Origin of the sequence: Savagea serpentis (genome assembly GCF_015351395.1) — a bacterium.
In the GTDB taxonomy this organism is placed as follows: domain Bacteria; phylum Bacillota; class Bacilli; order Bacillales_A; family Planococcaceae; genus Savagea; species Savagea serpentis.
The window spans coordinates 36,827-52,558 of record NZ_JADKPV010000007.1 but is presented as its reverse complement, the minus strand read 5'-3'; the positions used below and the strand labels follow the sequence as shown (position 1 = coordinate 52,558).

General features: G+C 40.6%; 13 protein-coding genes. 6 read left to right on the top strand and 7 right to left on the bottom strand.

The annotated features are described in order from the left end of the window. Positions 1 to 24 precede the first annotated feature (24 nt). Complete coding sequence (locus tag IRY55_RS11660) at positions 25 to 819, bottom strand: prolyl oligopeptidase family serine peptidase (RefSeq protein ID WP_194563499.1); 795 nt, start codon at positions 817 to 819, stop codon at positions 25 to 27. A 116-nt stretch (positions 820 to 935) separates the two neighbouring features. Between IRY55_RS11660 and IRY55_RS11655 the strand changes: the two genes are divergently transcribed. The 3 genes from IRY55_RS11655 (at position 936) to IRY55_RS13420 (ending at position 3,664) form a co-directional block, all read left to right on the top strand. After that, complete coding sequence (locus IRY55_RS11655) at positions 936 to 1,742, top strand: Cof-type HAD-IIB family hydrolase (RefSeq protein WP_194563498.1); 807 nt, start codon at positions 936 to 938, stop codon at positions 1,740 to 1,742. A 12-nt stretch (positions 1,743 to 1,754) separates the two neighbouring features. Continuing rightward, positions 1,755 to 2,600 carry a DegV family protein gene (locus IRY55_RS11650; RefSeq protein WP_194563497.1) on the top strand — a complete coding sequence of 282 codons (846 nt, stop codon included), beginning with the start codon at positions 1,755 to 1,757 and terminating at the stop codon, positions 2,598 to 2,600. Between the two features lie 107 nt (positions 2,601 to 2,707). Beyond that, positions 2,708 to 3,664, top strand: a complete 957-nt coding sequence (locus IRY55_RS13420; RefSeq protein WP_213086717.1) for a YecA family protein — start codon at positions 2,708 to 2,710, stop codon at positions 3,662 to 3,664. Positions 3,665 to 3,702: 38 nt separating this feature from the next. Here the strand turns inward: IRY55_RS13420 and IRY55_RS11640 are convergent, their stop codons facing one another. The 5 genes from IRY55_RS11640 to nikC form a co-directional block, all read right to left on the bottom strand. Then, positions 3,703 to 4,632 (bottom strand): dipeptidase, encoded by a 930-nt coding sequence (locus IRY55_RS11640; protein WP_194563496.1) that lies wholly within the window; start codon positions 4,630 to 4,632, stop codon positions 3,703 to 3,705. A gap of 67 nt (positions 4,633 to 4,699) precedes the next feature. After that, positions 4,700 to 5,701, bottom strand: a complete 1,002-nt coding sequence (locus IRY55_RS11635; RefSeq protein WP_328799655.1) for an ABC transporter ATP-binding protein — start codon at positions 5,699 to 5,701, stop codon at positions 4,700 to 4,702. Next, positions 5,673 to 6,698, bottom strand: coding sequence for an ABC transporter ATP-binding protein (locus IRY55_RS11630; protein WP_194563494.1), 1,026 nt, complete (start codon positions 6,696 to 6,698; stop codon positions 5,673 to 5,675). Before IRY55_RS11630 ends, IRY55_RS11635 begins: the two co-directional genes overlap by 29 nt. A 22-nt stretch (positions 6,699 to 6,720) precedes the next feature. Continuing rightward, complete coding sequence (locus IRY55_RS11625; protein ID WP_194563493.1) at positions 6,721 to 7,662, bottom strand: ABC transporter permease; 942 nt, start codon at positions 7,660 to 7,662, stop codon at positions 6,721 to 6,723. Positions 7,663 to 7,677: 15 nt separating this feature from the next. After that, positions 7,678 to 8,580, bottom strand: coding sequence for a nickel transporter permease (nikC, locus tag IRY55_RS11620; RefSeq protein WP_381012422.1), 903 nt, complete (start codon positions 8,578 to 8,580; stop codon positions 7,678 to 7,680). A gap of 276 nt (positions 8,581 to 8,856) precedes the next feature. Here nikC and IRY55_RS11615 point away from each other — a divergent pair, with 276 nt between their 5' ends. From IRY55_RS11615 to IRY55_RS11605, 3 genes are all read left to right on the top strand, one after another. Next, positions 8,857 to 10,458, top strand: coding sequence for a glutathione ABC transporter substrate-binding protein (locus IRY55_RS11615; RefSeq protein ID WP_194563491.1), 1,602 nt, complete (start codon positions 8,857 to 8,859; stop codon positions 10,456 to 10,458). A gap of 237 nt (positions 10,459 to 10,695) precedes the next feature. Beyond that, positions 10,696 to 12,288 carry a glutathione ABC transporter substrate-binding protein gene (locus IRY55_RS11610; RefSeq protein WP_194563490.1) on the top strand — a complete coding sequence of 531 codons (1,593 nt, stop codon included), beginning with the start codon at positions 10,696 to 10,698 and terminating at the stop codon, positions 12,286 to 12,288. A 305-nt stretch (positions 12,289 to 12,593) separates the two neighbouring features. Continuing rightward, positions 12,594 to 14,204, top strand: a complete 1,611-nt coding sequence (locus IRY55_RS11605) for a glutathione ABC transporter substrate-binding protein (protein ID WP_194563489.1) — start codon at positions 12,594 to 12,596, stop codon at positions 14,202 to 14,204. 99 nt (positions 14,205 to 14,303) lie between these two features. Here IRY55_RS11605 and IRY55_RS11600 read toward each other — a convergent pair whose 3' ends face one another. Next, positions 14,304 to 15,713 carry an alpha-amylase family glycosyl hydrolase gene (locus IRY55_RS11600; RefSeq protein WP_235961135.1) on the bottom strand — a complete coding sequence of 470 codons (1,410 nt, stop codon included), beginning with the start codon at positions 15,711 to 15,713 and terminating at the stop codon, positions 14,304 to 14,306. Between the last annotated feature and the right edge of the window lie 19 nt (positions 15,714 to 15,732).

Genomic DNA, 15,732 nt, shown 5'->3' with positions numbered 1-15,732 from the left:
CACTGTTTCATTCATCATAGCAAGTCACTTCTCGTTTCGCAACTCGTCTGCTTCTTGAAGGTAATGGCCGAACCATTCCGTACTTTTCAGCATCGCTGGTCTCGGCACAGCATGTCCTGCTTCTTCATCTCGCATAAACATTAAATGAGAAGTTCCTTCATAAAGAGGAGTAATTTCTTTCATGAGCAATTCCGTTAAGCTAAACGGTACAATCCCGTCTTGCTCACCATGCCAAATAAATAAAGGTCGTCCATTAAGTCGGTCCAAATGCTTCGATAAGTCAACGCGTTCCAACATCTGAAAGAGCTCATCAATGACCGCTTGATCTACCGGTAACTGTAAACCTTTCTTCTTGAAATAATCAAGTTGCCCTTGTGCTAACAATTCGTAATGCGCATTTCCCATCATCGCTACGGCTACATCGATCCATGAATAAGAAGCGAGTGCTCCGTAAGTCGTTATGGCCCCCATCGACGTACCGCCAACTCCTACTTTTCCTTCAATTAATAAATCTTCTTCTTTTAAAACGTGATAAATTTGTTTCAACTCTTGAATCGACGTTAAAACGATTTTCCAAAAATTTGCGCTCATACGGGCAAAATCTGCGGAATCATCACGTTCTCCATGCAAATAGGCATCTGGTAAAACGACGCGCACTCCATGATTCACTAAGTTATACGCATAGTGTAAATTATGTTCTTTCCCACTTTGAAAACCGTGCAAAAAAATGACGGTCGGATGTGGTTTCCCTTTCCACTCTTCTTTTTCGACGATTAATGTTGGGATTTGTTCGATGTTACGATGTTCAATTTGAATCACAATATCCACCCTCTCCTCGAATCTTTATCGTATTATAACATTGATTGAACGATAATTCTTTGACGAGCTCCATGCTTTCAAGTTAGACTAAACAAAGAAAGAGAGGCATCGGATTTATGGATAAACATTTAATCGTGCTCGATTTAGATGGCACGTTACTCACGAGCGAGAAAGTCATTTCTCCTTATACAAAAATACAGTTAGAACTCGCCATGGCGGCAGGACATGAAGTGATGATTGCGACAGGACGTCCATTCCGCGCAAGCGTTCTTTATTACAATGAATTGCGCCTATCGACACCAATCGTCAATTTTAATGGAGCTTATGTACACCATCCACTCATTCCTGAATGGGAAGTACGACACACACCACTTCCTTTAGAAAAAGTGCATAACTTACTCGATATTGCAGAACGACATGGCGTAAAAAACATCGTCGCTGAAGTGAAAGATGATGTGTATATTGAACAGTATGATTCAGACTTAATGCCAATTTTTAACTTTGGCGAACCCCATATGGTTCATGGAAGCATTCGCGAGTCACTCGCTACAGGCGCAACAAGCCTATTGCTACAAGCAAATGGAAGCGATGTCGAATCATTAAGGCAGGCCGTCATGGCAGAACATGTCGATGCGCTTTATTATCATGAGTGGGGGCCCCCGTTTCATATTTTAGAACTCGTCAACAAAGAAGTGAATAAAGCATATGGTATTCAACCGATCACGGAAGTATATAACATCCCACAAGAGCGTGTCATCGCATTTGGAGACGAGTCCAATGACTTAGAAATGATTGACTATGCTGGAGTGGGTGTTGCAATGGGCAATGCGATTGATGATTTAAAAAAGATTGCGAATGTCATTACGGATACAAATGACGAAGATGGTATCGGTAAATTTTTAAAAGATTATTTACAGTTATAAGGAGGGAAAACGATGAAAATTTTTGCAGATAGCGCCTCAGATTTACCTCTTTCCTATTTTCAACAACATCATATTGAACTCATCCCTTTAAAAGTCATTATCGACGGACAAACATATGAGGATTTATTGCAGATTGAACCACTCCGCGTATATGATACGATTCGTGCTGGCGAGCGTCCAACGACGGCACAAGCTTCTTTAGAACAGTTGATTACATTATGGACTGAACTTGCGCAAAGTGGCGAAGCGGGTATTTACGTCGCTTTCTCTTCGAATTTATCAGGCACATACGCAACAGCAGAAATGGCGAAGCAACAAGTACTTGAAGATTATCCTGAACTCAATTTAACCATCATTGATACGAAAGCTGCTTCACTCGGATATGGACTGATCGTTCGATATGCAGCAGAATTACGAGATGCCGGCAAGTCCTTTGAAGAAATCATTACACTCGTTCAAGAACGCAGTGATAAAATGGGGCACTTATTTACCGTAGATGATCTCGATTATTTAGCAGCAGGCGGGCGCGTTTCAAAAGCGAGCGCATTTGTCGGTGGATTATTAAATATCAAGCCTCTTCTACATGTCGACGATGGATTTCTCGTACCACTCGAGAAAATTCGCGGGAAGAAAAAATTACTTAATCGCATGGTCGAGCTCATGTTAGAAACAGCAGCACCTTTAGAAGACCAAGTGATCGGTATTAGTCACGGCGATGATTTACAACTTGCCGAACAATTAAAACAAAAAATTGAAGAAGTCGCTTCTCCAAAAGAGTTTCAAATTGAAATCATCGGCGCAACTATCGCTTCCCATACCGGCCCAGGCACAGTCGCTCTCTTCTATGTAAAAAAATAAATATTCAAACGACGTCACGGGCGTCGTTTTTTTGTTCGAAATTGTCGAACACGCTTTCTCATGTTATGATGAAAAAGTATTTTATTTTTGACAAGGAAGTGTTTTTCATGATTGGACGTAATGATCCATGCCTTTGTGGCAGTGGCAAAAAGTATAAAAAATGTTGTATGAACAAACATGCCGTTACAGCGGAAGAAGTTGTAAAAGAAGAGATGGAGTTGCTTTTGCAATCTTTCTACTATGCTTATCCAGAGCGACCTGACCTCCCTCCATATATCGACTTAGTGAACAAGTGGAAAGAACAAATGAAAGAGCGATTTATGACTGAATTAATCGAAGCAATCGCCCTTGACGAATATTTCTTCGATGTCGCTCCATCGATTTGGGAAAGCTATATTGAAAAACAAAGACAAAAAGTATTGCGCCCTATGCTACAACAATTATTAAACGACTGGACCTATCCTCAACGATTCGTCGGAAAAGTCGTTGAAACAAGTGAACATAAAATGGTAGCTGAACATTTTAAAACAGGAGAACGAGTGACGATCGCATTGGATACCGATCGCCCGATTCCCCTTCATTCTAATTTTTACACATTTATATTACCAAATGGAGAAGAGAATGATGAGCAGCTTGCTGTTTCAACGCTTATTTTTATTCCGACAGACTTCGACGAAGTATTAGCGAAATGGGAAATGCCAGAACAATGGAATGCAGAAGCGACATTACAATTTTTCTTACATTTAATTGAAGCTGGATTTACAGGCGATGAATGGACAAATTTTGAAGCGAATGTTTTAACAAAAACCATTCAATTTTTAAATGAACACCATATTGAATCTCCAACATTCGTTACAATTGTAGAAGACTATTTAGCAGCGAAACAGCCGAATGCTCGGAAAGATGTCGCAATTGCAGCAGGAGCTATCCGTTTCGGAGTGGAACAACAACTGCTCGATTACGAAACAACGTGGACGGAACTCGGTGCACACTTCGATGTATCGCCAAGTTCTCTCGCAAAATACGCAAAAGAAATCGAACAATTTTACGCGAAATCTAAATAAAAAAAGAACCGTCTGCATAAAAATGCAAACGGTTCTTTTTACGTTCTCGGAATACGTCGTAAAAAGTTTTCAGAAGTGATCCCTTTCACTTCATCTTCTGAATAATGCTTTAATAACGCCTCCACTAAATGAATCGTCATGCTCGCATCTTCTAATCTTTCCACTTTACGTCCGATTCCGTCAAAATCAGAGCCTAAGCCGATGTGCGACATGCCCCCTAAACTTGCGATATGATCGATATGTTTTAATAAATCATCAATCGTCACTTGCTCTTTTTCTGCAACAAATGCTGGACAATAAACGAGATGGATGAGCGCGTCTTTTTTAATGATCGCTTCTATTTGTTCATCCGTTAAGTTACGCACATGTGGACAAATTGTACGGCTATTGGAATGACTCGCAATCATATAATCTGCTTGCTCGATCACATCCCAAAAGCCTCGTTCACTCAAATGCGACACATCTGTTATCATATGATGTTTATTGTTGAACGCTACAATCTTCTTACCTAAAGTAGTTAATCCCCCATTGCGTGGTTCTAAAATGCCATCTGCCGCTAAATTCGCATCATTCCATGTAAGTCCGAGCATCATAATACCGAGCTGTTTTAAAATCGCTAAACGTTTTAAATCGTTCCCTAGCCCTCCGACTCCTTCTAACGTTAACATCGCTCCAATTTCATCGTCTTTCAATGTATCAAGTTGAGCCCAATCGCGTATGTGGACGAGCTTCGGACTGCTCGGTAACACAGAATAGTAAAAATAATATACTTGATTCATGATGGATTCCCACTGGCGTTCTGTATTGAGTGATGGATAGGTGAAAATCGCAAATGCTTGTACTTTCACCTTTCCTTTTTGAAGTTTTTCCAAATTGACATCAAGTTCTGGACTATTTTTGAAAGCTAATGTTCCGTTCGCTTCTTCTAATTTCAACAGCGCATCACAATGCGTATCGATCACTCTCATATAAAATCTCCTCTCTATTCAAAAAAACCCGTCTCTTTCATAAAGCTAAAGAGAACGGGCATTGTTATTAAATGCTTTTCGGTTGTAAATCATTGACGAAGTGACATGCTGCTGTATGTCCTTCTGTCATGCCGTCATGTTGTGTGAGCACTGGCTCTTCTTGACGACAACGCTCTTGCGCAAACGGACAACGCGTATGGAAACGGCATCCTGTTGGCGGGTTAATCGGTGAAGGAACATCTCCTTGTAACGGAACATGATGCTTTTCAGCTGTCGGATCCGGAACAGGAATTGCAGAAAGTAATGCCTTCGTATACGGATGTTTCGGATTATCGAAAATCGAAACTCGGTCACCGATTTCAACAATTTTACCTAAGTACATGACGATGACACGGTCGGATATGTGGCGTACAACACCGAGGTCATGCGAAATGAATAAGTATGTTAATTTAAAATCTTTTTGAAGCTTTTTCAATAAGTTTAACACTTGAGCTTGAATCGAAACGTCAAGTGCTGATACCGCTTCATCCGCGATAATTAATTTCGGATTCACTGATAAAGCACGAGCGATTCCGACACGCTGACGCTGACCACCTGAGAACTCATGTGGATAACGATCTGCTTGGTGTTCGTTTAAACCTACAGTTTTCATTAATTCAATCGCACGGGCACGACGATCTTTTTTCGGTACGACGTTTTGAATTTCCATCGCTTCGATTAAAATTTCAGATACCGTTTGACGCGGGTTAATCGATGCGTACGGATCTTGGAAAATAATTTGTAAATCTTTACGATACTTACGCATTTCTTTCGTTGAAAGACTCGCTAAGTCAACGCCGTCATACGTTACTTTACCTGCAGTCGGTTCGTTCAAGCGTAAAATCGCACGACCTGTCGTCGACTTTCCACAACCTGACTCTCCAACGATACTTACTGTTTCTCCTTCGAACACTTCGAAACTAATATCGTCTACTGCTTTAACGTGGTTCACTGTGCGACCTAAAATTCCGCCCTTAATCGGGAAATATTGTTGCAAGTTCTCAACTTTGAGCAATTCTTTTTTGGCCATACAAGTCAACCTCCTTTTCTCCGTCCCATTCGTCTGTGTATAACCAGCAACGAATATCATTACCGTTTTCACGTTTTACGAGCTCTGGCATTTTCGCGCGACAAATGTCTGACGCTGCTGGACAACGTGGTGCGAAACGACAACCAGTCGGCATATCGTGAACGCTCGGTACGTTACCTAAAATTGGTTCTAACTCATCTTGATCGATGTCGTGACGTGGCAATGAGTTCAATAAACCGATCGTATAAGGATGACTCGGTTTTTTGAACAATGAGACGACGTCTGAATACTCAACGATCTGACCTGCGTACATAACTGCAACATAGTCACATGTTTCCGCTACAACACCTAAATCGTGCGTAATAAAGATGATCGACATTCCGATACGTTCTTGCAACTGTTTCATCAATGTTAAAATTTGCGCTTGAATCGTAACGTCTAACGCTGTTGTCGGTTCGTCCGCGATCAATACTTCCGGGTCACATGCAAGTGCCATCGCAATCATGACACGCTGACGCATCCCGCCTGATAATTCGTGCGGATAGTTATCGACACGTGTTTCAGGTGAAGGGATTCCGACTAATTCTAACAATTCGATTGAACGAGCATGCGCTTGTTTTTTCGACATTTTTTTATGTTTAATTAATGCTTCACTAATTTGATATCCTACTGTGAATACTGGGTTCAGTGACGTCATCGGCTCTTGGAAGATCATTGAAATAGCGTTTCCGCGAACGTTACGCATTTCTTTCTCGCTCTTTTTAACGAGATCTTCCCCTTTGAATAAAATTTCGCCACCCATAATTTTACCATTGCTCGCAAGCAAACGTAAAATCGATAAAGATGTGATACTTTTACCCGATCCCGACTCTCCTACAATTCCAATCGTTTCACCTTTTGGAACGTCGAATGTCACACCGTCTACCGCTTTAACTTCCCCATCATCTGTGAAGAAAGAAGTACGCAAGTTATTCACACGTAATATTGGCTCTGACATAATAGCTTTTCCTCCTCACTTCTTAGTTCAAGTCTATACGTTTGTTCAAGAATCTGTAAGAAACATCGACGATTAAGTTAACGAATACGAACAACATCGATAAGACGAGAACTGTCCCTTGAACGACTGGGAAATCACGTTGTTGAATCGCTTGAATCGTTAATCGACCCATACCGTTAATAGCGAAAATAGTCTCAGTAATAACGGCGCCACCTAAGAAAGCACCGAACTCTAAACCGACAACGGTAATAACTGGAATTAAGGCGTTTTTCAATGCGTGACGGTAAATAACAACTCGTTCACTAACACCTTTCGCACGCGCTGTACGGATGTAATCTTGCCCGATTACTTCCAACATTGACGAACGTGTCATACGAGCGATAATTGCCGCTCCACCTGTACCGAGTGCGATAACTGGCAAGACGACTTGCCTCCAACTTTCACCCCATCCAGAAGGACGCATTTTTAAAATTTCTGGTAACCAGTCGCCACCGACTGCAAACCATTGAATGAGGACGAGTCCGAGCCAGAAGTTCGGCATCGAAAGTCCGAATAGCGCGACAATCATAATACTGACGTCCGCCCATGTATAGTGCCGGACAGCGGAAACAATCCCCGCGATCAGTCCGATAAATACGGCTAAAATTGTTGAATAAATGGCTAATTCTGCTGTTACCCAAAAGCGTGTTTTAATTTCTTCAATAACGGGACGACCGTTACGAATCGAATCGCCAAGATCACCTTGAACGACACGCGACATATATTTTCCGTATTGGACGACGAGTGGGTCATTCAATCCGAGCTTTTCTTCTAACTGTTTAATCGTTTCAGGGGACGCCCCTTCTCCAGCCATAATTTGAGCGGCGTTACCCGGAATCAAATGCATGAGTGAGAAGACGAGGATCGAAACCCCGATTAACACTGGTATCATTTGCAATAATCTACGTACAATATACTTTGTCAAATCGCTTCCCCCTTCCTATTTTTTCATTTTTGGATCGAGTGCATCTCGAAGTCCATCTCCGAAAATGTTGAATGCTAATACGACAATAACGATCATCATACCTGGGAACATGATGACGTGTGGTGATTCACGCATAAAGTTACGCCCTTCGTTCATCATTGCGCCCCACTCTGGTGTCGGTGGCTTAACCCCGAGACCTAAGAATGAAAGTCCGCTCGCTGTAAGTACAGCTGAAGCGATACGCATCGTTGCTTGAACGATAATTGGACTCATAACGTTCGGTAAAATGTGCTTGAAAATAATTCGTGTATGACTCGCTCCAAGCGCTTTCATAGCATCGATATATTCGAGCTTTCGAACAGATAAAGTAGATCCACGAACAATCCGCGCAAATGCTGGGACTGAATAAATGGATACGGCGATGATCATATTTTGAATGCTTCCGCCGAGAACACTGACGATTGCAAGTGCAAGTAAAATTCCAGGGAATGCGAGTAAAACGTCCATGATACGCATAATGATTGTATCAACCCATCCTCCGAAATATCCTGCGACGACTCCGAAAATAACTCCGAAAATTCCACCAATTGCTACCGAAGTGAATCCGATAAACAATGTGAGCTTCATCCCGTAAATAATACGAGTGAAAATATCACGTCCGTAGTTATCTGTTCCAAACCAGTGATCCGCTGAAGGCGGTTGCAATTTGTTCGGAATATCTACTGCATCTGGTGCATACGTTAATACGTGCGGCCCAATCCACGGTGTCCCGATAATCGAGATGAGAATGAATAACACGATAAATCCTCCACCGACGACTGCTGCCTTGTTCTTTCTTAATTGTCTCCAAAGCTCTTTATAATACTCAAGCTTCGGGTTGTACTTTGCTGGTGTAGCTGTCTCCACCTGTTTTGACAAGATAAATCCCCCCATCTCTCAATAAAGTAATAGTGTACTTGAAAACGTATAAATTTGCATACGTATTCAAGTTTAAAATTTTTCAATTACTTATTAAGCTAATATACATCCGCCCGTTTGTAAATACGAATATTGCAATATCAATATATTTTCTACTATTCTTTTTATTCCGATTATTCTCTATATAGTACTTTATCTAAAATTTAGACAATTCACTATTGTTAGAATCATTTTTATATGTTACTTTAGAAAGCATCAGGAAAAGGAGGTTTTCATATGCATAACAAGAAATTTTTGGTAACAACACTATTTGCGATTTTCGCGTTAGTACTCGCAGCATGTAGTGGCGGCTCGGATGATAAGCCCGCAAAAGAGAACGAAGAAGGACAAGAACAATCAGAAGGAAAAGAAGGTGGAGACTTAGTCATCGCAGTACTTTCTGACGCAGCGACACTCGACCCACAAACAGCGACTGACGTTCCAACAGCAGCAGTGCTCGTCAATGTTGTAGAAGGTCTCGTCACGAAAGATGAAAATGACGAAATCGTTCCAGCCCTCGCGAAGAGTTGGGAAAACATCGATGACTTAACGTGGGAGTTCAAATTACAAGAAGGCGTTAAATTCCACGACGGTGAAGATTTCACGGCAGAAGTTGTGAAGAAAAACTTCGAACGTATTTTAGATCCAGAAGTGGCAGCTCCACGTGCTTTCCTCTTCGAAGTGATTGAAGAAGTGAAAGTTATCGATGATCACACTGTACAAATCATTACAGAATATCCATTCGCACCATTACTTGCACACTTAAACCACCCAGTTGGCGTGATGCTCAGCCCAGCATTGATTGAAGCGGATTACGAAGGTATGAAAGCAGGTCGTCAACCTGGTGCTGTTGTAGCTGAAGGTCCAATTGGAACAGGTATGTTCAAGTTCAAATCATGGAATCCAGATGATGCGATCGTTTTAGAACGCAACGATGATTATTGGCAAGAAGGCGCAAACGTCGATACAATCACATTTAAAGTCGTACCTGAAAGCGGTACACGCGTTGCTGAACTCGAAACTGGTTACGCACACTTAATCGAACCTGTTCAACCGAGTGAAGTTGCGGGCATCGAAGCATCAGGGAAAGGAACAGTCGATATTACAGACGGCAACTCACTTTCTTACGTCGCTTTCAATACTGAAAAGCCACCTTTCGATAACCCAAAAGTACGCCAAGCAATTTCAATGCTCATTGATACAGATGAAATTTTGAAAGGTATTTATGATAATTACGGTCAAGCAGCTAAAGGTCCACTCGCACCAAGTGTATTCGGATATTCAGATAAATATCCGCCACTTAAACATGATGTAGAAAAAGCGAAACAATTACTTGAAGAAGCTGGACTAGGTGACGGATTTAAAACATCAATTTGGACGAATGACAATCCACAACGTGTTGAAACGGCAGTTTTATTACAACAAAAATTAAAAGAAGTAAATATCGATGTTGAAATTGAACAGATGGAATGGGGTACGTACCTCGACAAGACAGCGAATGGAGAACATGAAATGTTCATCCTCGGTCTTTCAAACCCTGTCGGAGATGCTGACTACTTCTTAACACAATTGTTCCATTCAAAAAATAAAGGAGCTTCAGGCAACCGTTCATTCTATGACAATCCTGAAGTAGACCGTTTACTCGACGAAGCACGTCAAGAAATTGACGAAGCGAAACGTCTCGAGTTATACGAAGAAGTTCAAAAAGTATTGATTGAAGATGCTCCGATGGTTTACGTTTATCATCAAGCGTACTTAACTGGTGTAAGCAATGACATCGATGGGTATTGGATCAACTCTTCTGGACACTACATGTTAAAAGACGTCAAATTCAAATAATAACGGACCACATACGTTACGTAAGCGTATGTGGTTTTTTATTTATTTATTCCAAATAGTCGGACTATTCTTTTCATTACAATAATATTTTAGCTCATTTTCAAGAATAGAAAAATAGTTCAATATAGCCTCAATATACTGAATACTTAAACTTAAAGCGTTTTCTTATTTCTATATTGTCTGAAAAATATTACTATGCTACAATCGCTTTACATTTAAAGTATTGGAGGCTTATCAATGAAACAACGTTCTTTTTTAACATTACTTATGTTTGCCCTCATGACTGTTGTCCTTGCAGCATGTTCTGGTGGCGGCAATAATGAAAGCGCTAAAAATCCAGCAGATCGCACACCAGTAGAAGGTGGCGACTTAGTCGTTGCAGTCTTATCAGATGCACAATCACTCGACCCAGCAAGCACGAATGACGCATCTTCATCAGCAGTACAAGCAAATATTTTTGAGCGTTTAATCGTTCGCAACAGCGATAACGAATTAGCGCCAAGCCTTGCAGAGTCTTGGGAAGCGGTAGACGAATTAACATGGGAATTTAAACTGCGCGAAGGCGTCAAATTCCATGACGGAACGGACTTTAACGCAGAGGCTGTTAAAGTAAACTTAGAGCGTATTTTAGACCCGGAAGTTGCATCACCACGTTATTTCTTATTCCAAATGATTGACGAAATTACAGTGATTGATGAGCATACCGTACAAATCAAAACAGAATATCCATTCTCACCATTGCTCGCTCACCTTTCACATACAGGTAGTGGAATGGTATCACCAGCTGTTATCGCAGAAGACTACGAAGCGATGAAAGCAGGTAAAATTGCAGGTACAATCATTAACGAAAAACCAATCGGTACTGGCTTCTTTACTTTCGAGAGCTGGACGCCAGATGACCGCATTAAACTCGTTCGCAACGAAGACTACTGGGGAGACAAACCACATGTCGACACAGTTACTTTCCAAGTGAGCCCAGAAAGTGCGACACGTAATGCTGACTTAGAACGTGGGTTCGTACAAATCGCAGATCCTGTTCAACCGATTGAAGTAAACTCAATTAACGAAAGCAACTTCGGTTCAGTATTCCAAAAACCATCATCTGGTCTTTCATACATCGGATTTAACATGAACAAAAAACCATTCGACGATAAACGTGTACGCCAAGCGATCACTATGATGGTGAACCGTGCAGAAATTATCGACGGAATTTATGAAGGTTTCGGTATTCCAGCAGTTGGACCACTCGCACCTGGTATTTTCGGTTATGATGATTCATTAGAGCCGATTGAATATGACGTTGAAAAAGCGAAAGAATTACTCGCTGAAGCAGGTTATGCAGACGGATTCAAAACGACAATTTGGACAAACGATAGTGACCAACGTACAGACACAGCAATTATGCTCCAACACGCATTGAAAGAAGTCAATATCGATGTTGACATCGAACAACTTGAATGGGGTGCGTACCTCGCGAAAACAGCAGCTGGTGAACACGACATGTTCATCCACGGATGGAGCAACCCTCCTGGAGATGCTGACTACGGATTGTATGCCCTCTTTAACTCAGCACAACACGGAGACGCAGGAAACCGTTCATTCTACAACAATCCTGATGTCGATGCTTTATTAGACGAAGGCCGTCGTGAAGCAGATCCTGAAAAGCGCCTAGCAATCTATAAAGAAATTCAAGAAATTCTCATTGACGATGCACCACTTATTTTCGTTCATCACCAAGAATACTTAGTAGGTCTCAGCAATGACATTATTGGATTTGATATGGATACAAGCGGTATTTATAACTTACAAAATGTTCAATTCGTTGAATAAAAAAACACCCTTTGCCTCTAGGCGAAGGGTGCTTTTTTATACATTATAATAGAAGGGATTTTTCTCTTTTTATCACTTGTACGATATTCAAATGTATTATTTTATGTTTTTTATTACTTTCCTATCTTTGAATTATTTTATAAACATAAGTATTATGATGAATCATTCATTTTCAATGAAAGCGTTTAACTATTTGAAATATACTGAATAGTAGAACATAGATTGTTTTCTAATTTCAGTGTTGTCTGAATATTATTACTATGTTACAATTTCTTTACATTTGAAATAAGAGGAGGCTTTTAATTATGAAACAACGTTCTTTTTTAATGTTACTTCTCGTTGGGCTATTGTCTGTCGTTTTAGCAGCATGTGCTGGCGGTAGTGACAAAGATTCAAATGATTCTTCAGACAAATCTGATGAATCAACAGATAAGAAAGCAGTAGAAGGTGGCGATCTCGTTATTGCGGTTCTTTCAGATGCGCAATCACTTGACCCAGCAGGATCAAACGATTCACCTTCTTCAGTCGTACAAGCAAACATTTACGAAACACTCGTCACACGTAATGACGATAATGAGCTTGAACCAGGATTAGCAGAATCATGGGAAGCGATAGACGAATTAACATGGGAATTTAAACTGCGCGAAGGCGTCAAATTCCATGACGGTACGGACTTTAACGCAGAGGCTGTTAAAGCAAACTTAGAGCGTATTTTAAATCCTGACGTTGCATCACCACGTTTATTCTTATATGAAATGGTGACAGACGTTACAGTCATTGATGATTATACGGTTCAAATTAAAACGGAATATCCATTCGCACCATTGCTCGCCCACCTTTCACATAACGGTGGTGGCATCGTTTCACCAGCTGTCATCGAAGAAGACTTAGCGGCGATGAAAGATGGTAAATTAGCAGGAACAATCATTAACCAAAAACCAGTTGGAACAGGTTTCTTCAAATTCGAAAGCTGGAATCCAGACGACAAAATTAAACTCGTTCGTAATGACGACTACTGGGGAGACAAACCACATGTTGACACAGTCACTTTCCAAGTGAGCCCAGAAAGCGCAACACGTAACGCTGACTTAGAACGTGGATTCGTACAAATTACAGATCCTGTTCAACCAGTCGAAGTGAGCTCAATTAACAATAGCGACTTCGGTAAAGTATTCCAAAAACCATCTTCAAGTCTTTCATACATTGGATTCAACACACAGAAAGCACCATTTGACGATGCTCGTGTTCGTCAAGCAATCTCTATGTTAGTAGACCGTCAAGAAATTATCGACGGGATTTATGAAGGTTTCGGTATTGAAGCACGCGGTCCGATCGCACCAGGTATTTTCGGACATAATGACGATTTACCATTGATTGAAAAAGATGTTGAAAAAGCGAAGCAATTGCTCGCTGATGCAGGATATGCAGACGGATTCAAAACGACGATTTGGACAAATGACAGTGACCAACGTACGGACACTGCAATTATGCTCCAGCACGTTTTAAAAGAAGTAAACATCGATGTTGAAATCGAACAACTCGAATGGGGTGCGTACCTCGCGAAAACATCAGCTGGTGAGCACGATATGTTCATCCTCGGATGGAGCAACCCTCCTGGAGATGCTGACTACGGTTTATACCCACTCTTCCATTCTTCACAGTTTGGTGAATCAGGTAACCGTACATTCTACAAAAACGACAAAGTGGATGCTTTATTAGACGAAGGTCGTCGTGAAGCAGACCAAGAAAAACGTAATGAAATTTATAAAGAAGCACAACAATTAATCGTTGAGGATGCTCCGATGATCTTTATTCATCACCAAGAGTACTTACTTGGCATCAGCAATAAAATTAAAGGCTTCGATATTGATACAAGCGGTGTCTATAAATTACAAAACGTTCAATTCGTAGAGTAATAATAGGTATCGATAAAAAAGGATGGCTGAGGCCATCCTTTTTTATCTTCATAAAGCAAAAAGAGGAGATTGCCTGTTAGGCTCCCCCTCTCTTATTTCTTATGAATTTGCCGCGCGTTTTTTTCGACTATTTTTCAATACGACATATAAAAATAAAATAAACGCCGCATACACCATAATCGATGCGATTAAATAAGGGATATTGTATCCTTTATCCTCTTCTACATAATACACTTCCACACGTTCACGATCTTGAATAATATTGTATTGATCATCTTTCGTTAAGCGAATTAAATCTTGATTTAAAACGCCACGTAATTTTACTTTATCTTCTCCAAAACGCTCTTTCGGAATGCTGAATTTTTTCGTGTCGTCACTATTGTTTATAACGACAATCCAATGTTCATCTTCTGAATAACGGGCAAACACTGTGAAATCATCTTCATTGTGAAGTAATTCAAATTCTCCATTGCGAATCGTTTCAGATTCTTGACGCAATGTGTTTAAATTTCCGATATAATCTTTTAATTCCATTTCTGTTTTGAAATTCATCATTTGTAAGCCTTCTTCAACTGTCTCACCATTCATGGCAATCTCTGATCCGTAAGTAACTGTAGGAACGCCTGGGAGCATGAATAGAGCAGTTAAAGCTGTTTTCCAACGTGTTGGTGGGAACATACGTAATTCCACCATTTCATACGTCATGCGCAGCTGATCAATACGGTCTACTTGCAATTGTGTACGACGATCGATATTTTGCATTTGTTCATACAATGTCACACCACTATTGAATTGAATAAATGTATCATGGAATGTTTGCATCAACGACTCATTATGAAATATGTCTACATTGTTCGCTTCTGTTTGTTCAAGTGTCATAACAATTAACTTATCTGCTTCTTTTTTAATAAGATCAATGAGAGACTCCAGTGATGCTGCATCCCAATTTTGAGTATTCGTTAAACGAATCCCGTCCCAACCATACTTATCGATGGATGCTACAATTTCTTTAGCCATTGTTGAGACGAGTGTCTCATCTACAATTGTCCACTGGCCGTCTGCTGACGTTTCATGCGCTTTGCGTATCGGATGAGCGTCACCTAATTGATCGATTGGAAAGTCGGCTACGGCCATTAATTTTTCATCTTGCATTTTTGCTACTAAACTAATTAACTCTTCTTGAGTGCCATAATGTTCATTTACTTCGATATAAGATGTCGTATTTTCACCTAAAAAGTTAGATGATTTCCAAACATTCCCGAGAATGACGGTCGTAAATTTCATTTCTTTAATATGATTTAAACGCTCTTTCACGCCGACAAAGTCGCCACCGTAATACGCAGATGGATCATTTAAGTCCACATCTTTGTCATTATCGCGTGTTCCGTTATTAAAACGGTCTACATTCAAATCATAAATACTTTGCTCCTCCGGACTCATCGCCAAAGCATGTATCGGAAAACTGCCAAACGTTAAGACGAAAACGAATGTCAGCATCGCTATTTTCATTTTGTGCAAAATGGTTCCT

What these genes read in the sequence shown, in the direction of transcription:
- IRY55_RS11650 (WP_194563497.1), top strand. Translation starts at nt 1,755, where the DNA reads ATGAAAATTTTTGCAGATAGCGCCTCAGATTTACCTCTTTCCTATTTT.
- IRY55_RS11655 (WP_194563498.1), top strand. Translation starts at nt 936, where the DNA reads ATGGATAAACATTTAATCGTGCTCGATTTAGATGGCACGTTACTCACG.
- IRY55_RS13420 (WP_213086717.1), top strand. Translation starts at nt 2,708, where the DNA reads ATGATTGGACGTAATGATCCATGCCTTTGTGGCAGTGGCAAAAAGTAT.
- IRY55_RS11615 (WP_194563491.1), top strand. Translation starts at nt 8,857, where the DNA reads ATGCATAACAAGAAATTTTTGGTAACAACACTATTTGCGATTTTCGCG.
- IRY55_RS11630 (WP_194563494.1), bottom strand. Translation starts at nt 6,698, where the DNA reads ATGTCAGAGCCAATATTACGTGTGAATAACTTGCGTACTTCTTTCTTC.
- IRY55_RS11605 (WP_194563489.1), top strand. Translation starts at nt 12,594, where the DNA reads ATGAAACAACGTTCTTTTTTAATGTTACTTCTCGTTGGGCTATTGTCT.
- IRY55_RS11640 (WP_194563496.1), bottom strand. Translation starts at nt 4,632, where the DNA reads ATGAGAGTGATCGATACGCATTGTGATGCGCTGTTGAAATTAGAAGAA.
- IRY55_RS11600 (WP_235961135.1), bottom strand. Translation starts at nt 15,713, where the DNA reads ATGAAAATAGCGATGCTGACATTCGTTTTCGTCTTAACGTTTGGCAGT.
- IRY55_RS11610 (WP_194563490.1), top strand. Translation starts at nt 10,696, where the DNA reads ATGAAACAACGTTCTTTTTTAACATTACTTATGTTTGCCCTCATGACT.
- IRY55_RS11635 (WP_328799655.1), bottom strand. Translation starts at nt 5,701, where the DNA reads ATGGCCAAAAAAGAATTGCTCAAAGTTGAGAACTTGCAACAATATTTC.